Origin of the sequence: Rhodococcus sp. EPR-134 (genome assembly GCF_001647205.1) — a bacterium.
Classification (GTDB): domain Bacteria; phylum Actinomycetota; class Actinomycetes; order Mycobacteriales; family Mycobacteriaceae; genus Rhodococcus_F; species Rhodococcus_F qingshengii.
Map to the genome: position 1 here is coordinate 1 of NZ_LVCT01000479.1, position 808 is coordinate 808.

The 808-nt window shown below is 62.7% G+C and carries 1 pseudogene; it reads right to left on the reverse strand.

The features are described from left to right. A pseudogene (locus tag A2J01_RS22135) lies at positions 1–808 on the reverse strand (glutamate synthase large subunit); the annotation flags it as partial.

Here is an 808-nt window from a genome sequence, read left to right on the forward strand (position 1 = left end):
GCGGACGCCAATTCTTCGAGGAGCTCTTTGTGCGACTTCGCAGCCAGGATTGCATCACTGTCCTGGTAGAGCATCAGTGCCTTGGGCATCGCGTAGACGAACGAGTGCTGTTCGACTTCCCAGTTCTCGAGCAGTCGGGTGCCGAGCGCGGATCCCGTTGCCTCCACATGCAGTTCGAGCAGGAGTTGTACTGCGTGGTTGTGGACGGCGGCAAGAGGGTCGGTCGCAGCGGTGATCGAACCCAGCAGTACGGAATCGGTACTTGCTCGCAGTGCCAATTCGCCACGAGGGTCGTACTGGTAGAAGAAGCCACCACTCATGCCGTTGCCGACACCCTTGCCGAACTCGCCGAGATTCACGACAGCACCGTTGGTCATGTACTCGCCGGCGAAGTCTCCGACACCTTCGACGACAGCACTGGCGCCGGAGTTGCGAACTGCAAAGCGATCGCCTGCTTCACCTTCGACGAACACTCGTCCACCGGTGGCGCCGAAGAGCGCGAAGTTGCCGATCAACACGTTTCCACCGGCGTCACTGGAGCCGCCGCCTGGGCTACGCACGGCAATCACGCCGCCGCTCATGCTCTTTCCTACGCCGTCGTTACATGTCCCGGTGTGTTCCAGGTGCATGCCGTCGTTGCAGAATGCGCCGAACGACAGGCCCGCAGATCCGGTCGTCAGGACGCGCACGCTGCCCGGCGCCAGGTAGCGACGCCCGCGCTCGTCGGTCAGTACTCCCGGAGCGAGAAGGCCGGGCGCTCCGTAGTTGAGTTCGCGTTCGAGGTCGATCGCCAACTGACCACCGACGC